The following is a 20,074-nucleotide window of genomic DNA, read 5'->3' as shown; positions in this document are numbered from 1 at the left end:
CATGACCGTGACCGCGCCCGACAAGACGGCGACGACCGCAGCCACCGTGGAATTCCGGGGCCTGCGCAGGGAGTTCGGGCCCACCGTCGCCCTGGACGGACTCGACCTGACCGTCCGCCCCGGTGAACTCCTCGCCCTGCTCGGCCCCTCCGGCTGCGGCAAGACCACCGCACTGCGCATGCTCGCCGGGTTCGAACACCCCGACTCCGGCGAGGTGCTGATCGACGGCGAGGACGTCACCCGGATCCCGGCCCACCGCCGCGACGCCGGGATGGTCTTCCAGTCGTACAGCCTCTTCCCGCACCTGGACGCCCTCGACAACGTGGCTTTCGGACTGCGCATGCGGGGGGTCCGCACCTCCGAACGGCGGGCGCGGGCGGCCGAGCTGCTGGAACTGGTCGGCCTCGCCGACAAGGGCGGCCAGTACCCCCACCAGCTCTCCGGCGGCCAGCAGCAGCGCGTCGCACTGGCCCGCGCCCTCGCCCTGCGCCCCCGGGTGCTGCTCCTCGACGAACCGCTGTCCGCGCTGGACGCCAAGGTGCGCCTCAGCCTGCGCGAGGAGATCCGCCGGCTCCAGCAGGACCTCGGCATCACCACCCTGTTCGTCACCCACGACCAGGAGGAGGCCCTGTCCATGGCGGACCGGGTCGCCGTGATGCACGCCGGCCGGCTCGAACAGTGCGCGCCGCCCTCCGAGCTGTACGGCCGGCCCGCCACCGCCTTCGTCGCCGAGTTCGTCGGCACCATGAGCCGGATACCCGGACGGCTCGCCGACGGCGGCGTCGAGGTGCTCGGACAGCGGCTGCCCGTCGACGGACCCGTGCCGGCCGGCCCGGACGTCGACGTGCTGGTGCGGCCCGAGGCGGTCGGCGTACGCGCCGACGGCGACGGGTCCGCCCGGGTGGTCGCCACGTCGTTCCTGGGCGCCGCCGTCCGCGTCACCGTCAAGCTCGCCGACGGCACCGAGGTGAAGGCCGACCTGCCCGCACACGAGGCCGGCGGCCTCGGCGCGGGGACCACCGTCACCGTGTCGCTGCCCGAGCGTCCGGTCCTGGTCGCCGCACGCACCCCCTGATCCCCCTCCGCACATCCCCCCACTGCGCAGAAAGAGTGTGACCGTGACTCGACTCCCGCTCCAGGCCGTCCTGTTCGACATGGACGGCACGCTCGTCGACACCGAGCGGCTGTGGTGGGAGGCGGTGGAACGGGTGGCCGGCCGGGCCCTGACCGAAGCGGACCAGCCGGAGGTGCTCGGCCGGCCCGTGGAGCACACGGCCGACTGGCTGGCCGCGACCAGCGGCCGGCCGGCCGCGGACCTCGCCGACACCCTCCACCGGGAGTTCGCCGACCGGGTGCGCACCGGCATCGTCCCCCGCCCCGGCGCGCTCGCCCTGCTCGACGCCCTGGCCCGCGACGGCGTGCCCACCGCCCTGGTCACCGCCTCCCCCCGGGCCGTCGCCGACACCGTCCTCGAAGCGCTCGGCGCCCACCGCTTCGCGATCTCCGTGACCGCCGACGACACCGAGCACACCAAGCCGGCCCCCGACCCCTACCTCGCCGCCTGCCGCGCCCTCGGCGTCCACCCCGCGGCCTGCGTGGCCGTCGAGGACACCGAGACCGGTGTCGCCTCCGCCGAGGCGGCGGGCTGCGCCGTCCTCGCGGTGCCCTCGCTCGCCCCCATCGGAGCCGCCCCCGGCCGGACCGTGCTCACCAGCCTGGAGGACGTGACCCCCGAGCGGCTGCGCGCGCTGACCCCGCCCCGGCTGCGGGTCATGACCTGGAACCTCTGGTACGGCGGCACCAAGGTCCACGACCACCGGGCCAAGCAGCTCAAGGCGATCACCGAGACCGAGGTGGACGTGGTCGGCCTCCAGGAGACGTACGGCACCGCCGCCGGGGAGCTCGCCGAGGCGCTCGGCTGGCACCACCACCGGGCCGGGGAGAACCTCGGCGTGATCAGCCGCCACCCGATCACCGCCGTCCTCGGCGACCCGGACGTGGGCTTCTACGGGGCGGCCGGGGTCCGGCTCGACGTGGACGGCACCGAGGTCGACGTCTGGACGGTCCACCTCGACTACACGCCGTACGGCCCCTACGAGGCGGCCTTCGACGGGCTGCCGGCCGACGGGCTGATCGCCCACGAGGAGGTGCGGCTCGCCCAGCTGCGGGACGCCCTGCGCCGCCTCGACCCGGCGGTGCCGGTCGTCCTCGTCGGCGACTTCAACAGCCCCTCCCACCTCGACTGGCCGGACGTGGCCTGGCCGGTGACCAGGGCGGCCGAGCGGGCGGGGCTCGCCGACTCCTACCGCGAGGCCCACCCCGACCCCGCACGGGAACCCGGACACACCTGGTCCCCCGTGCACACCGAGCACGAGGACGGCAGCGGCCGCCCCGAGCCCCAGGACCGGATCGACTTCGTGCTCCACCGGGGCCTCACGGTCCTGGAGTCGCGGACCCATGTCACCGGCAGCCCCCGACCCTGGCCGGACGTCGAGGACAACGACTGGCCCTCCGACCACGCGGCGGTGATCACCACCTTCGCCGTCCCCGGAAACCGGCTGGGCAGCGCGCCGGACGGTGTCTAACATCGGTGGCATGACCTGGCGACATTGATCCACGACCGCCCCCGGCACCCGTCGGCTGACCGCCACGCTCTACGCGTACGCGTTCCTCGACGAGTTCGTGCTGCTCTACCCGGTGTACGCGCTGCTGTTCGCGGACACCGGGCTGTCCGTCGGACAGATGTCGGCCCTGTTCGTCCTGTGGTCGCTCACCGGCGTCCTGCTCGAGGTCCCCTCCGGCGCCTGGGCCGACGCCGTCTCGCGCCGTCTGCTGCTGTGGCTGGGCCCGCTGCTGGGCGGCGCCGGCTTCGCCCTGTGGGTGCTCTTCCCGTCGTTCTGGGCCTTCGCCGCCGGATTCGTCCTGTGGGGCGTCCGCGGAGCGCTGGGTTCCGGCGCGCTGGAGGCACTGGTCTACGACGAGCTGGAGCGGCTCGGCGCGGCCGACCGGTACGCGCGCGTGATGGGCCGCTCCCACGCGGCCGGCCAGGTGGCCGTGACGGCGGCGACGGGCCTGGCCGGACCGGTCCTCGCAGCCGGCGGCTACCCGGCGGTCGGCGCGGCGAGCGTGCTGGCCTGTGTGCTGTGCGCCGCGACGGCGACCCGCTTCCCCGAGCACCGGACGGCCCCGGACCACGGGGAGAGCTGGACCGCCACCCTGCGGACCGGCCTCGGCGACGCCCGCCGCGACCGCTCGGTGCGCGGCGCCCTGCTGCTCGTCCCGGCCGTGGCGGCGGTGTGGGGAGCCCTCGACGAGTACACGCCCCTGCTGGTGCGGGACACCGGTGTGTCCGAGCCGGCCGTCCCGTACTTCCTGATGCTGCTCTGGGCCGCGGTCACGGCCGGCAGTCTGCTGACCGGCCCCGCCGAACGGCTCGGCCGGACGGGACTCGCCGCCCTGCTCACCGGCTCCGCGCTCGTCCTGGCCCTCGGTGCGCTCACCGGCAGCCCGGCCGGCATCGCCCTCGTCGCCCTGGCCTTCGGCGGCTTCCAGCTCGCGACCGTCGTCGCCGACGCCCGCCTCCAGCGGCGCATCGAGTCCACCGGCCGGGCCACCCTCACCTCCGTCGCGGGTCTCGGCACCGAGGTGCTGACCATCGGTGTCTACGGCGCGTACGGCGCCCTCGGCTCGACGTTCCCGCACGGCACGGTGTTCGCGCTGTGCGCGGTGCCGTACCTGGTGACGGCGGTGGCGGTGGCCCGGGGAAGGCGCCGGTGAGGGCGCGCAACGAATCGCCGCGCGGCCGTCGGCCTACGCAACGAATCGCTTACCGGCGCGCAACGGCTCCTCCTTGTCCGGCCCGAGCGCCCGACCGTACCGTCTAGGAGGCCCCCGAAACGCTCCGGGCGGCCCCCTGCCCCCCTTCGCCCGATGAGGACCCCGCATGCGCACAGCCCTGCTCCAGAGCTCCGGCCGCCCCGGCTCGGTCGTCGAGAACCTCAAGGTCCTCGACGAGGCCGCGGGCCGGGCCGCCGCCGCGGGCGCCGGGCTGCTGGTCGCGCCGGAGCTGTTCCTCACCGGCTACGCGATCGGCGACGACATCGCGCGCCTCGCCGAGCCCGCCGACGGCGACTCCGCGGACGCGATCGCCGAGCTGGCCGCCCGGCACGGGGTCGCGGTCGCCTACGGCTACCCGGAGCGGTCCGGCGAGGGCGTGTACAACTCCGCGCAGCTGATCTCCGCCGACGGCACCCGGCTCGCGAACTACCGCAAGACCCATCTCTTCGGCTGCTTCGAGCACGACCACTTCGTCCCGGGGGAGCGGCCCGTCGTCCAGGCCGAGCTGGGCGGGCTCACCGTCGGCCTCCTGATCTGCTACGACGTCGAGTTCCCGGAGAACGTCCGGGCCCACGCCCTGGCCGGCACGGACCTGCTGCTCGTCCCGACCGCGCAGATGCACCCGTTCCAGTTCGTCGCCGAGTCGATGATCCCGGTGCGCGCCTTCGAGAACCAGCTGTACGTCGCCTACGTCAACCGGGTCGGTCAGGAGGGCGAGTTCGAGTTCGTCGGGCTCTCCACCCTCGCCGGTCCCGACGGGGTGGCCCGGGCCCGTGCCGGACGCGGTGAGGAGCTGGTCCTCGCCGACACCGACCCGGCCGCCCTCGCCGCCTCCCGCGAGGCCAACCCGTATCTGCGGGACCGGCGTCCCGAGCTCTACGTCTGAGCCCCCGAACCTTCCCGTCGTCAGCCGCACGTCTCGATTCGCGCGCCGTAAGCCGCAAGGAGCCCTCACCCCATGACGTCCATGGTGCCCAACGCCGTCGAGCACACCGACGAGCCGCAGCAGCCCCCGATCACCATGTTCGGCCCGGACTTCCCGTACGCGTACGACGACTTCCTCGCGCACCCGGCGGGCCTCGGCCAGATACCGGCGACCGGGCACGGCACCGAGGTCGCGGTCATCGGCGGCGGACTGTCGGGCATCGTGGCCGCGTACGAGCTGATGAAGATGGGCCTGAAGCCCGTCGTGTACGAGGCCGACCGGATCGGCGGCCGGCTGCGGACCGTCGGTTTCGACGGCGCCGGCGCCGAGGGGCTCACCGCCGAGATGGGCGCGATGCGGTTCCCGCCCTCCTCCACGGCCCTCCAGCACTACATCGACCTGGTCGGGCTCGAGACCAGCCCCTTCCCCAACCCCCTTGCCGAGGCGACCCCTTCGACCGTCGTCGACCTCAAGGGCGAGTCCCACTACGCCGAGACGATCGACGACCTGCCGCAGGTCTACCGCGATGTCGCCGAGGCATGGAACAAGTGTCTCGAAGAAGGCGCCGACTTCTCCGACATGAACCGCGCGATGCGCGAGCGGGACGTGCCGCGCATCCGCGAGATCTGGGCGAAGCTCGTCGAGAAGCTCGACAACCAGACCTTCTACGGCTTCCTCTGCGACTCCGAGGCCTTCAGGTCGTTCCGGCACCGGGAGATCTTCGGCCAGGTCGGCTTCGGCACCGGCGGCTGGGACACCGACTTCCCCAACTCCATCCTGGAGATCCTCCGCGTCGTCTACACCGAGGCCGACGACCACCACCGCGGGATCGTCGGCGGCTCCCAGCAGCTGCCGGTGCGGCTGTGGGAGCGCGAGCCGGAGAAGATCGTCCACTGGGCGTACGGCACCTCGCTGGCGAGCCTGCACGAGGGCGGCGAGCCCCGTCCGGCCGTGACCCGGATGCACCGTACGGCCGGTGACCGGATCACGGTGACCGACGCGAACGGCGACATCCGCACCTACCGGGCGGCGATCTTCACCGCCCAGTCCTGGATGCTGCTGTCGAAGATCGACTGCGACGACTCGCTGTTCCCGATCGACCACTGGACGGCGATCGAGCGCACCCACTACATGGAGTCCTCGAAGCTCTTCGTGCCCGTCGACCGGCCGTTCTGGCTCGACAAGGCCGTCGACGACAGGGGCAATCCGACGGGCCGGGACGTCATGTCGATGACGCTCACCGACCGCATGACACGCGGGACTTACCTGCTCGACGACGGTCCGGACAAGCCCGCCGTCATCTGTCTCTCCTACACCTGGTGCGACGACAGCCTGAAGTGGCTGCCGCTGTCCGCGAACGAGCGGATGGAGGTCATGCTGAAGTCGCTCGGCGAGATCTACCCGAAGGTCGACATCAGGAAGCACGTCATCGGCAACCCGGTGACCGTCTCCTGGGAGAACGAGCCCTACTTCATGGGCGCGTTCAAGGCCAACCTGCCCGGCCACTACCGCTACCAGCGGCGCCTGTTCACCCACTTCATGCAGGACCGGCTGCCCGAGGACAAGCGGGGCATCTTCCTCGCCGGCGACGACATCTCCTGGACGGCGGGCTGGGCCGAGGGCGCCGTCCAGACCGCGCTCAACGCGGTCTGGGGCGTGATGCACCACTTCGGCGGCGCGACCGACGCGGGCAACCCGGGCCCGGGCGACGTGTACGACGAGATCGCCCCGGTCGAGCTGCCGGAGGACTGAGCGCTTCAGTCCCGCCGGTCCCGCAGGGGCGTGAGCAGCATGCGCCCCGCGAACCCCACCGCCGTGTCCAGGCGTTCGGTGAACTCCCCGGCGACATCGGGCAGCCGGCGCAGCGCCCACAGCGCCCGGGCCGCCGTCCAGGTGGCGTCCCGGGCCCGCTCCAGGCTCCAGGAGCCCAGCAGATGGGTGAGCGGATCGGCGATCTGGAGCACGTCGGGGCCCGGCATCAAGTCCTCGCGGACGCGTTCCTCCAGCGCGACGAGCAGATCCCCCACCCGCTCGTACTCGTCCGCCAGATCGGCCGGTTCACAGCCGAGGTCACGGCAGGCGTCCACCACGGCGAGCGCCAGGTCGTGCCCGATGTGCGCGTTGATGCCGGCGAGCGCGAACTGCAGCGGCCGTACGCCGGGATGGCGGCGCATCTGGAACAGCGGGCGCCAGCAGGCGGGCGGGCGCCGGTCGGTCACGGCCGCGTCCACCGCGGCCAGATAGCGTTCCGCGAACCGCAGGTCCAGGGTGCGCGCGGCCCGGGCGTCCGGGAAGCGGCCCGTGTCGATGCGCCGGTCGACCTCCTGGGTCACGGCGAGGTAGACCCGGTTGAAGACCGCGATCCCGTCGGAGACCGGCAGGGCCGCGTCCAGGGCCCGCATCCGGGCGATCACGTCGTGCACGCTCGCGTCGAGCGCCGGGTCGACGGCCGGGGTGAACTGTTCCGATTGCGGCATGGGGGAAGGGTGGCAGCCCGGGGCCGCCCCGCGCGTCGGCGGGCCGGACGCTTCCCCGGAACGGGGGAACGGGCCCGCCGCGCGGGAGCCGGCGAAAGCCCACCGACCGGAAGGTGAGCGACCGCTTAGCGACCCCGTACGATGGCGTCGTTGCCCCATACATACACAGGAGTCCCGCCCGTGACCGCCGAAGCCCCGATCGCCCCCGCCCTGTCGTACGGCCGGCTGATCCCCGTCACCGTCCACTTCGACGACCTCGACGCGCTCGGCATGCTGCACAACGCCCGCTACCCGCTGCTGGTCGAGCGGGCGTGGACCGAGTTCTGGGAGGCGAACGGCGTCCGCTTCGAGGGCGACTGGGCGGCCGCCGGGGACGCCTGCAACGTGGTCAAGGAGCTGCTCATCGGCTACGACGTCCCGGTCACCCGCAGCGGCGCGTACGCCGTCCACCTCTGGCTGGAGCGGCTCGGCACCACCGGGCTGACGTACGGCTTCCGCCTCTGCGCGGCCGACGGCGGCACGACGTACGCGCGCGGCACCCGGGTCCTCGTCCGGCTCGACGCGGCCACCCTGCGGCCGACGCCGTGGAGCGAGGGCTTCAGGGCCGCGGGTCGGGCACTGCTGCGGCCCGCGGACTGACCTTCGCGCCGGTCCGCCCGCCGCCGCGCAGCACTCCCGCGAACACGGCGAGCCCGCACGCCAGCAGCGTCACCACGCCGAACGACACCACCAGGCTCGTCGCCTGCGCCACCCCGCCGATCAGGCTCGGGGCGATCAGCCCGGAGGTGTACGTGATCGTCGCGACGCCCGCGATGGCCTGACTGGGGTTCGGCCCGCTGTGCCCGGCCGCGGCGAAGCACAGCGGTACGACCACGGCGATCCCGAGCCCCATCAGCCCGAACCCGGTCATCGCGACCGCGGGATGCCCGGCGAGCACGATCAGCAGCCCGCCCAGCGCGGCCAGCGCCCCGCCCGCCCGCACGGTCCGCACCGTGCCGAAGCGGTTCACCACCGCGTCGCCCACGAGCCGGGCCACCGCCATGGTCAGCATGAAGCCGGTCGTGCAGGCCGCCGCGAGTCCGGCCGAGGTCTCCAGCTGATCGCGCAGATAGACGGCCGACCAGTCCAGACTCGCCCCCTCCGCGAACACCGCGCAGAATCCGACCGCGCCGATCAGCAGGGCCGAGCGGGGCGGCAGCGCGAAGCGCGGCGGCGGCTCCTCGTCCTCCTGCGGGCGCAGGTCCGGCACCCACCGGCAGGCCAGCAGACCGAGCGCGGTGAGGACGGCGGCCGCCAGCGCGTGGTGCACGCGCGCGTCCGCGCCGAGATGCGCCGCGAGCGTCCCGCCCGCCGAGCCGATCAGTGCCCCGGCGCTCCACATGCCGTGCAGCCCCGACATGATCGACTTCCCGAGCCGCCGCTCCACCTCCACGCCGAGCGCGTTCATCACCACGTCGGCCATGCCCGAGGTCGCGCCGTAGGCGAACATCGCCAGGCACAGCGTCAGCAGGTTCGGGGCGAGCGACGGCAGGGTGAGGGAGAGCGTCCACAGGGAGACGAGCAGGCTCAGGGCCGTCCGGGTGCCGAGGCCGTGCGCGATCCGGCCGGCCAGCGGCATCGAGCAGGAGGCGCCGAACGCGGTGAAGGCGAGGGCGAACCCCAACTGGCCCGCGCTCACCCCCGCGTGGTCCTGGATCCACGGCACCCGGGTCGCGAACGAGCCGGTCACCGCGCCGTGCACGGTGAACACGGCCGCCACGGCGTACCGGGCGCGCCGTACCTCCGACGGTGCGTGGACCACTTCGCTCATTCTTCCGCCCCTCCCGGCCGCGCACCGCTCCGGCGCGGTGCCGCCGTAAACTATCAGGAACCCTGCCTGATAAAAAGAGAGCGCTCTCGGACCGGCGTCCGTCCGCCCCGTGGGAGGATTCCCCGCATGCCCGCATCGCCGCGCACCGCCCGGGCCATCAACGACCGGCTGGCCCTGCAACTGCTCCAGGACGAAGGCCCGTTGACGGCGGGACGGCTGAAGGAACTCACCGGCCTGTCCCGGCCGACGGTCGCCGACCTCGTCGAACGCCTCACGGCCGCCGGACTCATCGAGGTCGCCGGGGAGGCGGGGGAACAGCGGCGCGGACCCAACGCCAAGCTGTACGGCCTGGTCGCCGACCGTGCGCATCTCGCGGCGCTGGACGTGCGCACCGAGGGGGTCACCGTCCGGGTGTCCGACCTGGTGGGCCGGCTCCTGGCGGAGGCCTCCGTGCCGATCGCCGGTGACATCGGCACCGGTCCGGCCGTGGAGCAGGCGGTGACGCTCGTCGAGCGGACCGTGAAGGAGGCCGGCGCCGACCGGCTGCACACCGTCGGCATCGGCGCTCCGGGGCTGATCGACCCGGCCGGGGGAGAGCTGCGCAACTCCATCGGCCTGCCCGAATGGCACCGCCGTCTGGTGGCGGCCCTTCAGGAACGCTTCCCGCACGCGCGCGTGAGCGTCGAGAACGAGACCAACCTCGCCGCGCTCGCCGAGCAGCGGGAGGGCGCCGCGCGGCACCGGGACACCTTCGTCCTGCTCTGGCTCGGCCACGGCACCGGCGCCGCCGTCGTCCTCGACGGCACCCTGCGCCGCGGTGCCTCCGGCGGTACCGGAGAGATAGGTTTCCTTCCGGTCCCGGGCGCGGAGGGGCTCCCGTCGGCCGCGGACTGCGAGGGGGGTTTCCATTCCCTGGCCGGCTCGGCGGCGATCACCGCACTGGCGGCGCGGCATGGGCTGACGGCCCGGCCGGAGGGGGAGGAGCCGTCCGGGGCGGCCGTGGTCCGCGAGGCGCTGGGGCGGGGCGACGCCGTGGGACCGGTGTCCTTCCTCGACGCCCTCGCCGACCGCATCGCGCTCGGGGTCGCCTCGGTCGTGGCCGTCCTCGACCCCGGGTGTGTGGTCCTCGGGGGCGAGATCGGGCAGGCGGGAGGGCCGGAGCTGGCCGACCGGGTGGCCGAGCGGCTCCGGCGCATGACGCCCCTGCCCACCGAGGTCAGGCCGAGCCGTCTCGGCGGCACGGCGGTCCTGCGCGGAGCACTGCTCACCGCCAGGGAGTCCGCGCAGGAGGAACTCTTCGGCGCGCCGTGAGGCGCGCGGTGCGGGTCAGTCAGCCCTGCCGGGCCTGCGCGTGCGTGCTGTCAGGAAGTCCTCGAACGTTCCCTTTCCCACGGCCCGTTCCGGGGCCAGGTGGCCGCCTGCGCGGAACGCCCGGTAGGCCGCGCCGAACAGCGGCAGGTTCACCACCCGGCGCCGCTTGCCGCTCGCCTTCAGATAGGCGCGGGCCAGCGACTCGAACGTACGGACCTCGGGTCCCGCCATGTCCTCGACGCGCCCCGCCGGTTCCCCGGCCGCCAGTTCCGCGAGCCGGTCGGTGACCTCGGCCACCTCCACCGGCTGGTCGCTCACCCCGGCCGGCAGCACCAGCACCGGCACCCTGGCCAGCGCCTCCAGCACCTGGAGCACCAGATCGTGGAACTGGGTCGCGCGCAGCACGGTCCAGCCCAGCCCCGAGTCCGCCACCAGCCGCTCGACGGCCAGCTTCGCCCGGTAGTACCCGAACGGCACCCGGTCCACCCCGACGATCGAGATGTACACGAGGTGCCGTACCCCCGCCCTCCGGGCCGCCGCGATCAGCTGCGCGGCCGCCTTCTCGTCGCCCCCGCGCGGGGTGCTGGCGCAGTGCACGACCGTGTCCACCCCGGTCAGGGCCGCATCCAGCGCCGGTCCGCCCTCCCGCAGATCGACGGCGTACGGCCGGCTGTGCCGGCTCAGCACCCGCACCTCGTGCCCGTCCGCCCGCAGCCGCTCGGTGACGAGCCTGCCGAGGGTTCCGGTACCGCCGGTCACCAGGATCGTGGTCATGCTGTTCAGCTCCTTCGGACACCGGGGCGCGCCCGGACGGACGCGCCCTCCGCCCGCTGAGACCGAGCGGTGCCCGCCGAATGTGACAGACCCCGCGATCACGCGAGCTGACGTCGTACGAAGTCCAGCTTGTCCGGGTTGAGCACCGCCCGCAGGCCGGTGATCCCGTCCGGACCGCAGTCGAAGCCGATCGCGGCCACCAGGGCGCCGCCGTCCAGGGCGAGCAGCCCCGGGGCGCCGTTGAGCTCGACGGCGGTGTACATGAAGCCGGCCGCGAAGCTCCGCGAGCCGCCGGCCAGGAACCGCAGCACCTTCTCGCGCCCCTCGATCGGCCGCCGGGCCGCGCTGACCCGGCCCCCGCCGTCGCCCCACCAGGTCACGTCGGCCGCGAGGAGCCGCTCCAGAGCGGCGAGGTCGCCGTCCCGGGCCGCCGTCAGGAAGGAGGCGACCAGTTCCTCCCGTCGCCGTACGGGAACGTCGAAACGGCCTTCCCCGGCCGCCAGCCGCCGCACCGCCCTCCGGTACAGCTGGCGGCAGTTGGCCTCGCTCAGGTCGAGCGCCCCGGCGATCTCCCGGTGGCCGTAGGCGAACGCCTCCCGCAGCACGTACACCGCCCGCTCGGTCGGTGTCAGCCGCTCCAGCAGCACCAGCATCGCGAGCGACACGGCGTCCCGCTGCTCGGCCGACTCCAGGGGGCCGAGCGTGCCGTCGGAGGTGACCACGGGCTCGGGCAGCCAGGGCCCGGTATAGCGTTCGCGTCGTGCCCGCGCCGAAGTCAGGCGGGTCAGACAGAGGTTGGTGACGGTCTTCGCGAGCCAGGCCGCCGGATGGGCGATCGCGGTGCGGTCGGCCCCGCTGAAGCGCAGATACGCGTCCTGGACCGCGTCCTCGGCCTCCTCGGCCGAACCGAGCATCCGGTACGCGAGCCCGAACAACCGGGGACGGTGCGTCTCGAACTCGTCGGCGCTCGCGCTCGTCGTCATGGGCTCACCCTGTCAGAGCCCGGGAGGCGGCCCGCGCCGGGAGCCCCGGGCTGGGAGGCCCGGCGACGGGCAAGGGCCGTCGTCACCGCCGCCGGACGCACCCGACGACCCTAAGAGGACTAGACCAATAGGTCAACAGGTCTGGACCAGCTGTCGGGTGCCCCTCTGTCTCTGTGAGCGAGCCCACATACTTCGCCCGTATGGACCACGATCGGGCGTGGCACACTGGCCCTGTACCTAAAGCAGCGCACTCCGGGGTCGGTGAAAGTCCGAACCGGCGGTTACAGTCCGCGACCCGGTCACTTCCAGTGGCCGGTTGACCAGGTGAAATTCCTGGACCGACGGTTAAAGTCCGGATGGGAGGCAGTGCGCGGCGGGCGGGCATTCGTGCGCGCCGCCGTATGTGTACTCGTCCAGGCGGACGAGTCCGTCGGCGTCGCCCCCCGATGTCCCCGCTCGTGTCTGCTGTCGTCATCGACAGGCCCCGGAGTCCGTGCCCGAATGAGGCAGGAGGACCCGGGAAGTGTTCACCGGAATCGTCGAAGAACTGGGTGAGGTCACCGCCGTCGAGAATCTCGGCGACGCCTCCCGCTTCCGGCTGCGCGGCCCCGTCGTCACCGACGGCGCGAAGCACGGCGACTCCATCGCCGTGAACGGGGTCTGTCTCACCGTCGTCGAGCACGAGGGCGACGAGTTCACCGCCGACGTCATGGCCGAGACCCTCGACCGCTCCAGCCTCGGCGCCCTCGCCGTCGGCTCCCGCGTCAACCTCGAACGCCCCACCGCCGTCGGCTCCCGCCTCGGCGGGCACATCGTCCAGGGACACGTCGACGGCACCGGTCAGGTCCTGGAGCGCAAGCCCTCCGAGAACTGGGAGATCGTCAAGGTCTCCCTCCCGGCCGGACTCGCCCGGTACGTCGTCGAGAAGGGCTCCATCACCGTCGACGGCATCAGCCTCACGGTCGTCGAGGCCGGCCCCGACCACTTCACCGTCAGCCTCATCCCCACCACCCTCGCCCTGACCACGCTCGGCCTGAAGCAGCCCGGCGACCCGGTCAACCTCGAGGTGGACATCGTCGCCAAGTACGTCGAGCGGCTGCTCGCGAGCTCCCAGGGAGCCGACAAGTGAACTGGCTGACCTCCGTGGCGTTCACCGCTTTCGGCAAGGACATCCTCTGGACGGACATGATCGGCAACATCACCGGTCTGATCGCCCTCGTCCTCGGCTGGCGGCGCTCCCTCTGGAGCTGGCCCGTCCAGTTCCTGGCCGGCCTGATCCTCTTCGGCGCCTTCTTCGGCCATCTGACCGGCAGCGCGGGCAAGCAGGCGATCGTCATGGCCGTCGCCCTGTACGGCTGGTGGCAGTGGAAGCGGCAGAAGGGCGAGGCCGGCGACGGCCACATCGCCCCGCGGTTCGCCACCTGGACCGAGCGCGGCGCCATGGTCGGCGCGGCCGCCGCCGGCACCGTCGCCGTCGCCCTGCTCTTCAAGGCCTACCCGTCCCTGTCCTGGGACCCCTGGCCGGACGCCTACATCTTCGTCGGCACCGTCGTCGCCATGTACGCCCAGGCCCGCGGCATGGTCGAGTTCTGGATCGCCTGGCTCCTCGTCGACCTGGTCGGTGTCCCCCTCAACTTCGCCAACGGCTACGCCTTCTCCGGCTTCGTCTACGTCATCTACGGCGCGCTCGTCCTGTGGGGCATGCGCGACTGGTGGCTGCGCTCCCGCAAGGCCGCGCGCCCCACCCTGGAAGGAGCGCCGGCATGAGCACGGCACCGATCCTGTACAGCACCGACGGCCTCGACGACCTCAGCCTCGACCCCGTCGAGCAGGCCATCGCCGACATCGCGGCCGGCCGCCCGATCGTGGTCGTCGACGACGAGGACCGCGAGAACGAGGGCGACCTCGTCGTCGCCGCCGAGAAGGCCACCCCCGAGATCATCGCGTTCATGATGAGCGAGTGCCGCGGCCTGATCTGCGCCCCCATGGAGAGCGACGAACTCGACCGGCTGAAGCTCCCTCAGATGGTCGAGGACAACACCGAGTCGATGAAGACCGCCTTCACCGTCTCCGTCGACGCCTCCGGCGCGCACGGTGTGACCACCGGGATCTCCGCCTCCGACCGCGCCACCACCCTCCGGCTCCTGGCGAGCGGTGACGCCGAACCGACGGACTTCGTCCGCCCCGGCCACATCTTCCCGCTGCGCGCCCGCTCCGGCGGGGTCCTGACCCGCAACGGCCACACCGAGGCCGCCGTCGACCTCGCCCGCCTCGCGGGACTGCGCCCGGCCGGCGCGATCGTGGAGATCGCCGGCGAGGACGGCCGGATGCTCCGGCTGCCCGAACTGATCCCGTTCGCCCGCAAGCACGGCCTGACGATCATCTCCATCGAGGACCTGATCGCCTACCGCCGCAGCGCCGAGCCGACCGTCCGCCGCGAGGCCGAGACCCGGCTGCCCACCGTCCACGGCACCTTCACGGCGTACGGCTACCGCTCCACCGCCGACGGCGTCGAGCACGTCGCCCTCGTCCGCGGCGAGCTCGGCGACGGCGAGGACGTGCTGGTCCGGATCCACTCCGAATGCCTCACCGGCGACATCTTCGCCTCCCAGCGCTGCGACTGCGGCCCCCAGCTCGACGCCTCCCTGGAGCGCATTCAGAGCGAGGGCCGGGGCGTCGTCGTCTACCTGCGCGGCCACGAGGGACGCGGTATCGGCCTGCTGTCCAAGCTGCGGGCCTACGAGCTCCAGGAGCAGGGCCACGACACCCTCGACGCCAACCTGGAACTGGGCCTGCCCGCCGACGCCCGCGACTACGGGGCGGGCGCGCAGATCCTCGCCGACCTCGGCGTGCGCAGCGTCCGTCTGATGACCAACAACCCCGAGAAGAGCGACGCGCTCGTCCGGCACGGCCTGAAGGTCACGGACCGGGTGCCGATGCCCGTCCAGGCGGGCGAGCACAACATCCGCTACCTGCGCACCAAGCGGGACCGGATGGGACACGACCTGCCCTGGCTGGACGCGGCCCCCGTGTCCCCCTGCGGCAACCAGTAAGCAAGAAACACCTCGAGGAGAGACGTGAGCGGCAAGGGCGCACCGGAACTGTCCGTACGCAATGTGGGTGACCTCAGGGTCGCCGTCATCGCGGCCCAGTGGCACGAGAAGGTGATGGACGGCCTGGTCGACGGCGCGCTGCGCGCCCTGCACGACCTGGGCATCGACGAGCCGACCCTGCTCAGGGTCCCCGGCAGCTGGGAGCTGCCGGTCGTCGCCAAGGTCCTCGCGGGCCGCGGCTACGACGCGATCGTCGCCCTCGGCGTCGTCATCCGCGGCGGCACCCCGCACTTCGACTATGTGTGCGGAGGCGTCACCCAGGGCCTCACCCAGGTCTCCGTCGAGACCGGTGTCCCCATCGGCTTCGGCGTCCTCACCTGCGACACCGAGGAGCAGGCCCTCGACCGGGCCGGTCTGGAGGGCTCGAACGAGGACAAGGGGCACGAGGCCGTGACCGCCGCCGTGGCCACCGCGGCCACCCTCCGCTCAGTATCTGAACCCTGGAGGTAGGCGGCCCGGCATTACGGCTAGGGTGGGACGCACCATGTCCAAGAAGACGTTCGAGGAGCTCTTCACCGAGCTCCAGCAGAAGGCCGCCACCGGCGACCCCGCCACCTCCCGCACCGCAGAACTCGTCGGCAAGGGCGTCCATGCCATCGGCAAGAAGGTCGTCGAAGAGGCCGCCGAGGTCTGGATGGCCGCCGAGTACGAGGGCAAGGAGGCGGCCGCCGAGGAGATCTCGCAGCTGCTCTACCACGTCCAGGTGATGATGGTCGCCCGCGGGATCTCGCTGGACGACGTCTACGCCCACCTGTGAACCCCTGATCCGACCGACACCCACCTCTCACGCGAAGGAAGCCGACCTCATGCTGCGCATCGCCGTCCCCAACAAGGGTTCCCTGTCAGGCCCTGCGGCGGAGATGCTGCATGAGGCCGGCTACCGGCAGCGCCGCGAGTCCAAGGAACTGCGGATCGTCGACCCGGCCAACGAGGTCGAGTTCTTCTATCTGCGCCCCCGCGACATCGCGATCTACGTCTCCTCCGGCAAGCTCGACATCGGCATCACCGGCCGCGACCTGCTGATCGACTCCGGCGCCGACGCCGAGGAGATCCTCCCGCTCGGCTTCGCCCGCTCCACGTTCCGCTTCGCCGCCAAGCCGGGCACGGCGAACGGCGTGGAGGACCTCAAGGGCCGCACCGTCGCCACCTCCTACGAGGGCATCGTCGAGGGCCACCTCGCCGAGCACGGCATCGACGCCTCCGTCGTCCACCTCGACGGCGCCGTCGAGACCGCGATCGAGCTGGGCGTCGCCGAGGTCATCGCCGACGTCGTCGAGACCGGCACCTCGCTGCGCAACGCGGGCCTGGAGGTCTTCGGCGAGCCCATCATGAAGTCCGAGGCCGTCGTGATCCGCCGCACCGACGCGGAGCCCGACGAGGCCGAGCCCAAGGTGCAGCAGTTCCTGCGCCGCCTCCAGGGCGTCCTGGTCGCCCGGACCTACGTGATGATGGACTACGACTGCCGTGTCGAGCAGCTGGAGAAGGCCGTCGCGCTGACCCCGGGCCTGGAGTCGCCGACCGTCTCCCCGCTGCACAACGAGGGCTGGGTCGCCGTCCGCGCCATGGTCCCCGCCAAGGAGGCGCAGCGGATCATGGACGACCTGTACGACATCGGCGCCCGCGCCATCCTCACCACGGCGATCCACGCCTGCCGCCTCTGACCTCGAACTCGACCACGACCTCCACCGGGAACATGTCCGATCTCGCGGGCAGCGAGCTGCCCTCCCTCCCCGTCACCTTCCGGCCGGGCCGCACCCGCGCGGTGCTGCTCTCGGCCGGGGTGGTGATCTTCCTCGTCATCTCCGGCGTCGCCATGCTGCTGGAGAAGCTCGGCCCGGGGGAGCGGCTCAGCTTCGTCGTCACCGGCGCCCTGATCTTCTGGGCGCTGGCCCAGCTCGCACGCGTCCGGGTCGTCGCCGACGACAGCGGGGTCACCGTGGTGAACATCGCGAGCAGGCGACGGCTCGACTGGGCCGAGATCATCCAGGTGAACCTCCGTCCGGGCGACCCCTGGGTGTTCCTGAACCTCACCGACGGCACCAGCCTGCCCGCGCTCGGCATCCAGCCCGGCATCAACAAGCAGCAGGCCATCACGGACGCCCGGGCCCTGCGCGCCCTCGTCGAGGCCCGCTCGGTCCGGGACCCCGAGACGCCCACCGGGCAAGATCGGGGCTGACTCGGGGTCGCCGCCCCTGCCGCTCAAGGCCCTGTCTTGATTAATCTGGTGACGGAGGCGTTCCCCTTGTGCCTCCACCCCTGTGGTGCCCTGCCGGTGCACAGGGGTTTCCTGCTACCCGAGGAGTGACCCTCTCCGGCGATGGACGGTTCGTCCTGTAGTACCTGCGCCGCCCCCATCCGGCACGTTCCGGAGGCGGCGGCATCATGACCATCCCCTTGCTGCTCCTGGCAGCCGCGTTCCTGCTCATCCTGGCCAACGGCTTCTTCGTGGCCGCCGAGTTCGGCCTCGTCACGGTCGAGCGGCCGGAAGCGGAGAAGGCCGCCGCCGAAGGCGACAGACGAGCCGGTACGGTCGTGGAGTCCCTCAAGGAGCTGTCCTTCCAGCTCTCCGGCACCCAGCTCGGCATCACCATCACCTCGCTCGTCGTCGGCATGCTCGCCGAACCGGCGCTCGCGGAGCTGCTGCACACCCCGTTCACCGCGATCGGTGTCCCCGAGGGCGTCGTCTCCGGTGTCGCCGTGGTCGTCGGCATGCTGCTCGCCTCCGCCGTCCAGATGGTGGTCGGCGAACTCGTGCCCAAGAACTGGGCGGTGTCCAGGCCCCTCCAGGTCGCGCGGTTCGTCGCCGGACCGCAGCACGCCTTCTCCCGCCTGTTCCGGCCGGTGATCTCGGCGCTCAACACCGTCGCCAACCGGCTGGTGCGCGCCCTGGGCGTCGAGCCGACCGAGGAGCTGGCCTCGGCCCGCACCCCCGGCGAACTCGTCTCCCTGGCCCGCCACTCCGCCCAGGCGGGCGCCCTCGAACAGGACACGGCGGACCTGTTCGTCCGCACCCTGTCGCTGGCCGAGCTGACCGCCCAGCATGTGATGACCCCGCGGGTGAAGGTCAGCGCCCTGCAGTCCTCGGCCACCGCCGAGGACGTGGTCAATCTGACCCGGGCCACCGGCCTGTCCCGTTTCCCCGTCTACCGCGAGAAGATCGACGAGATCGTCGGCATGGCCCACCTCAAGGACGCCCTGGCCGTCCCCGTCCAGGACCGGCTGCGCACCCCCGTCGCCCGGATCGCCCGCCCGGCGCTGCTGGTGCCCGAGACCCTGCCCGTCCAGCCGTTGCTGGCCCGGCTGCGCAGCGAGCAGCCCATCGCCGTCGTCGTCGACGAGTACGGCGGCACGGCGGGCGTGGTCACCCTGGAGGACATCGTCGAGGAGATCGTCGGCGAGGTCCGCGACGAGCACGACGGCCAGGACACCCCCGAACTGGCCGCCGCCCCGCCCGAGGAGGGCAAGCCCGCCTGGGACGTCGACGGCAGCTGCCGGGTCGACACCCTCCAGCGGATAGGCCTGGAGGTGCCCGAGGGGCCGTACGAGACGGTCGCCGGCCTCGTCGCCGACCTGCTCGGACGCATCCCGGCCGTCGGCGACCGGGCGGAACTGCCCGGCTGGCGGCTGTCCGTGCGCCGGGTCGGCCACTACCGGGCCGAACGGGTCCGGCTGGTCCATGTCGGCCGGCTCGGTCAGGCTGCGGCGGCCCAGGTCGCGGAGGCCGCCCGATGAGCGTCCTCCAACTCGTCTTCGCCGCGCTGCTCGTGCTGGCCAACGGCTTCTTCGTGGGCGCCGAGTTCGCGCTCGTCTCCGTGCGCCGCAGCCAGATCGAGCCCCTGGGCACCGCGCGCGCCCGCCAGGTCCTCCACGGTCTGGAGCGCCTGCCGCAGATGATGGCCGCCGCCCAGTTCGGCATCACCCTGTGCTCCCTCACCCTCGGCGCGGTCGCCGAACCGACCGTGGCCGAGCTGCTGGAACCGTTCTTCGAGTGGATCCACCTCCCGCACGGCATGATCCACCCGCTGGGCTATGTCATCGCCCTGGCCGCCGTGGTCTTCTTCCACCTGGTCATCGGCGAGATGGTTCCGAAGAACCTCGCGATGGCGGCCCCCGAGAAGGCGGCCCTGTGGCTCAGCCCGGGCCTGGTCGCCTTCGCGCGGGTCTGCCGTCCGATCACGGTCGCCCTCGGCTCCTGCGCCCAGGCCATCCTGCGGCTCTTCCGGGTCGAGCCCAAGGACGAGGTCGAGGCCGTCGTCACCAGCGAGCAGCTCAACCGGCTGCTGGAGGACTCCGGCCAGGCGGGCCTCCTCGACCCCGAGGAGCAGGAGCGCCTGGAGGACGCGCTGGAACTGGGCTCGCGTCCGGTGACCGACGTCCTCCTCAAGCGGGAGTCGCTGATCACGGTGCCTCCGTCGGTCACCCCGGGCCAGATCGTCGAGCTCACCGCCCGGACCGGCTACTCCCGCTTCCCCGTCGCCGCGGAGAACGGCGCCTTCATGGGCTATGTCCATGTGAAGGACGTCCTCGACGTGGAGGACTCCGAGCGGGCGGTACCCCAGCAGCTGTGGCGCCCGATGACGACCCTGCGCTCGGACCTGCCCCTGGACGACGCCCTGACGGTGATGCGCCGCGCGGCCACCCATCTCGCCCAGGTCGCGGACGCCTCCGGCAAGGTCCTGGGCCTGGCCGCCCTGGAGGACGTACTGGAACTCCTGGTCGGCGAGGTCACCGACCCGGCGCACCGGGACGTCCCGGAGGTCCGGCTGACGGAGCCGAGGGCCAGCGGCGAGCCGGAGGAGGCGATGGCGTCGTAGGGCCGCGGCGGCGACCGTTCCGTCTGCGGG

Annotated in this window: 20 protein-coding genes and 1 riboswitch; of the genes, 16 read left to right on the top strand and 4 right to left on the bottom strand. The window is 72.6% G+C overall.

What is annotated here, in order from left to right; genetic code table 11:
* The first annotated feature begins 1 nt into the window (after nt 1).
* The 5 genes from ACYQ8Q_RS09075 (at nt 2) to ACYQ8Q_RS09055 (ending at nt 6,514) form a co-directional block, all read left to right on the top strand.
* Nucleotides 2-1,075 carry an ABC transporter ATP-binding protein gene (locus ACYQ8Q_RS09075; protein ID WP_460063425.1) on the top strand — a complete coding sequence of 358 codons (1,074 nt, stop codon included), beginning with the start codon at nt 2-4 and terminating at the stop codon, nt 1,073-1,075.
* A 43-nt stretch (nt 1,076-1,118) separates the two neighbouring features.
* A complete protein-coding gene (locus tag ACYQ8Q_RS09070) occupies nt 1,119-2,585 on the top strand; it encodes an HAD-IA family hydrolase (protein ID WP_460063424.1) in 1,467 nt (488 codons plus the stop codon).
* A gap of 97 nt (nt 2,586-2,682) precedes the next feature.
* Complete coding sequence (locus tag ACYQ8Q_RS09065; protein ID WP_460063422.1) at nt 2,683-3,777, top strand: MFS transporter; 1,095 nt, start codon at nt 2,683-2,685, stop codon at nt 3,775-3,777.
* A 166-nt stretch (nt 3,778-3,943) separates the two neighbouring features.
* Entirely contained in the window at nt 3,944-4,723 is a 780-nt protein-coding gene (locus tag ACYQ8Q_RS09060; RefSeq protein ID WP_460063420.1) for a carbon-nitrogen hydrolase family protein, read from the top strand.
* A 72-nt stretch (nt 4,724-4,795) separates the two neighbouring features.
* The gene (locus tag ACYQ8Q_RS09055) at nt 4,796-6,514 is read left to right on the top strand and encodes a flavin monoamine oxidase family protein (protein WP_460063418.1); all 1,719 of its coding nucleotides are present in this window, start codon (nt 4,796-4,798) and stop codon (nt 6,512-6,514) included.
* Between the two features lie 5 nt (nt 6,515-6,519).
* Here ACYQ8Q_RS09055 and ACYQ8Q_RS09050 read toward each other — a convergent pair whose 3' ends face one another.
* Nucleotides 6,520-7,239 (bottom strand): DUF5995 family protein, encoded by a 720-nt coding sequence (locus tag ACYQ8Q_RS09050; RefSeq protein WP_460063416.1) that lies wholly within the window; start codon nt 7,237-7,239, stop codon nt 6,520-6,522.
* Between the two features lie 180 nt (nt 7,240-7,419).
* Here ACYQ8Q_RS09050 and ACYQ8Q_RS09045 point away from each other — a divergent pair, with 180 nt between their 5' ends.
* Nucleotides 7,420-7,878 carry an acyl-CoA thioesterase gene (locus tag ACYQ8Q_RS09045; protein ID WP_460063415.1) on the top strand — a complete coding sequence of 153 codons (459 nt, stop codon included), beginning with the start codon at nt 7,420-7,422 and terminating at the stop codon, nt 7,876-7,878.
* Here the strand turns inward: ACYQ8Q_RS09045 and ACYQ8Q_RS09040 are convergent.
* Nucleotides 7,838-9,049, bottom strand: coding sequence for an MFS transporter (locus ACYQ8Q_RS09040; RefSeq protein WP_460063414.1), 1,212 nt, complete (start codon nt 9,047-9,049; stop codon nt 7,838-7,840). The genes ACYQ8Q_RS09045 and ACYQ8Q_RS09040 overlap by 41 nt on opposite strands.
* Nucleotides 9,050-9,175: 126 nt before the next feature.
* Here ACYQ8Q_RS09040 and ACYQ8Q_RS09035 point away from each other — a divergent pair, with 126 nt between their 5' ends.
* Complete coding sequence (locus tag ACYQ8Q_RS09035) at nt 9,176-10,360, top strand: ROK family transcriptional regulator (RefSeq protein WP_460063411.1); 1,185 nt, start codon at nt 9,176-9,178, stop codon at nt 10,358-10,360.
* Between the two features lie 15 nt (nt 10,361-10,375).
* Here the strand turns inward: ACYQ8Q_RS09035 and ACYQ8Q_RS09030 are convergent, their stop codons facing one another.
* Together ACYQ8Q_RS09030 and ACYQ8Q_RS09025 are read right to left on the bottom strand one after the other, a co-directional pair.
* Nucleotides 10,376-11,134 carry an SDR family oxidoreductase gene (locus tag ACYQ8Q_RS09030; protein ID WP_460063410.1) on the bottom strand — a complete coding sequence of 253 codons (759 nt, stop codon included), beginning with the start codon at nt 11,132-11,134 and terminating at the stop codon, nt 10,376-10,378.
* A 98-nt stretch (nt 11,135-11,232) separates the two neighbouring features.
* Nucleotides 11,233-12,117: an RNA polymerase sigma-70 factor gene (locus ACYQ8Q_RS09025; protein WP_460063408.1), complete on the bottom strand. Its 885-nt coding sequence runs from the start codon at nt 12,115-12,117 to the stop codon at nt 11,233-11,235.
* A gap of 243 nt (nt 12,118-12,360) precedes the next feature.
* A riboswitch (FMN riboswitch) is annotated at nt 12,361-12,491 on the top strand.
* A 149-nt stretch (nt 12,492-12,640) separates the two neighbouring features.
* Between ACYQ8Q_RS09025 and ACYQ8Q_RS09020 the strand changes: the two genes are divergently transcribed.
* The 9 genes from ACYQ8Q_RS09020 (at nt 12,641) to ACYQ8Q_RS08980 (ending at nt 20,044) form a co-directional block, all read left to right on the top strand.
* Nucleotides 12,641-13,246 carry a riboflavin synthase gene (locus ACYQ8Q_RS09020; protein ID WP_460063407.1) on the top strand — a complete coding sequence of 202 codons (606 nt, stop codon included), beginning with the start codon at nt 12,641-12,643 and terminating at the stop codon, nt 13,244-13,246.
* The gene (locus ACYQ8Q_RS09015; RefSeq protein ID WP_460063406.1) at nt 13,243-13,884 is read left to right on the top strand and encodes a nicotinamide mononucleotide transporter family protein; all 642 of its coding nucleotides are present in this window, start codon (nt 13,243-13,245) and stop codon (nt 13,882-13,884) included. The genes ACYQ8Q_RS09020 and ACYQ8Q_RS09015 overlap by 4 nt, the downstream gene beginning before the upstream one ends.
* Nucleotides 13,881-15,170 carry a bifunctional 3,4-dihydroxy-2-butanone-4-phosphate synthase/GTP cyclohydrolase II gene (locus ACYQ8Q_RS09010; RefSeq protein ID WP_460063404.1) on the top strand — a complete coding sequence of 430 codons (1,290 nt, stop codon included), beginning with the start codon at nt 13,881-13,883 and terminating at the stop codon, nt 15,168-15,170. Before ACYQ8Q_RS09015 ends, ACYQ8Q_RS09010 begins: the two co-directional genes overlap by 4 nt.
* Nucleotides 15,171-15,194: 24 nt before the next feature.
* Nucleotides 15,195-15,680, top strand: coding sequence for a 6,7-dimethyl-8-ribityllumazine synthase (gene ribH, locus ACYQ8Q_RS09005; protein ID WP_460063401.1), 486 nt, complete (start codon nt 15,195-15,197; stop codon nt 15,678-15,680).
* 34 nt (nt 15,681-15,714) lie between these two features.
* Entirely contained in the window at nt 15,715-15,987 is a 273-nt protein-coding gene (locus ACYQ8Q_RS09000; RefSeq protein ID WP_086760055.1) for a phosphoribosyl-ATP diphosphatase, read from the top strand.
* 49 nt (nt 15,988-16,036) lie between these two features.
* Nucleotides 16,037-16,891 (top strand): ATP phosphoribosyltransferase, encoded by an 855-nt coding sequence (gene hisG / locus ACYQ8Q_RS08995; RefSeq protein WP_460063398.1) that lies wholly within the window; start codon nt 16,037-16,039, stop codon nt 16,889-16,891.
* A 32-nt stretch (nt 16,892-16,923) separates the two neighbouring features.
* Nucleotides 16,924-17,406 (top strand): PH domain-containing protein, encoded by a 483-nt coding sequence (locus ACYQ8Q_RS08990; protein WP_460063396.1) that lies wholly within the window; start codon nt 16,924-16,926, stop codon nt 17,404-17,406.
* A 206-nt stretch (nt 17,407-17,612) separates the two neighbouring features.
* A complete protein-coding gene (locus ACYQ8Q_RS08985) occupies nt 17,613-18,962 on the top strand; it encodes a hemolysin family protein (RefSeq protein WP_460063394.1) in 1,350 nt (449 codons plus the stop codon).
* Nucleotides 18,959-20,044 carry a hemolysin family protein gene (locus ACYQ8Q_RS08980; RefSeq protein WP_460063392.1) on the top strand — a complete coding sequence of 362 codons (1,086 nt, stop codon included), beginning with the start codon at nt 18,959-18,961 and terminating at the stop codon, nt 20,042-20,044. Before ACYQ8Q_RS08985 ends, ACYQ8Q_RS08980 begins: the two co-directional genes overlap by 4 nt.
* The last annotated feature ends 30 nt before the right edge of the window (nt 20,045-20,074 follow it).

The organism is Streptomyces sp. YKOK-I1 (assembly GCF_054660435.1).
This window is presented reverse-complemented; position numbering and strand designations above follow the sequence as displayed.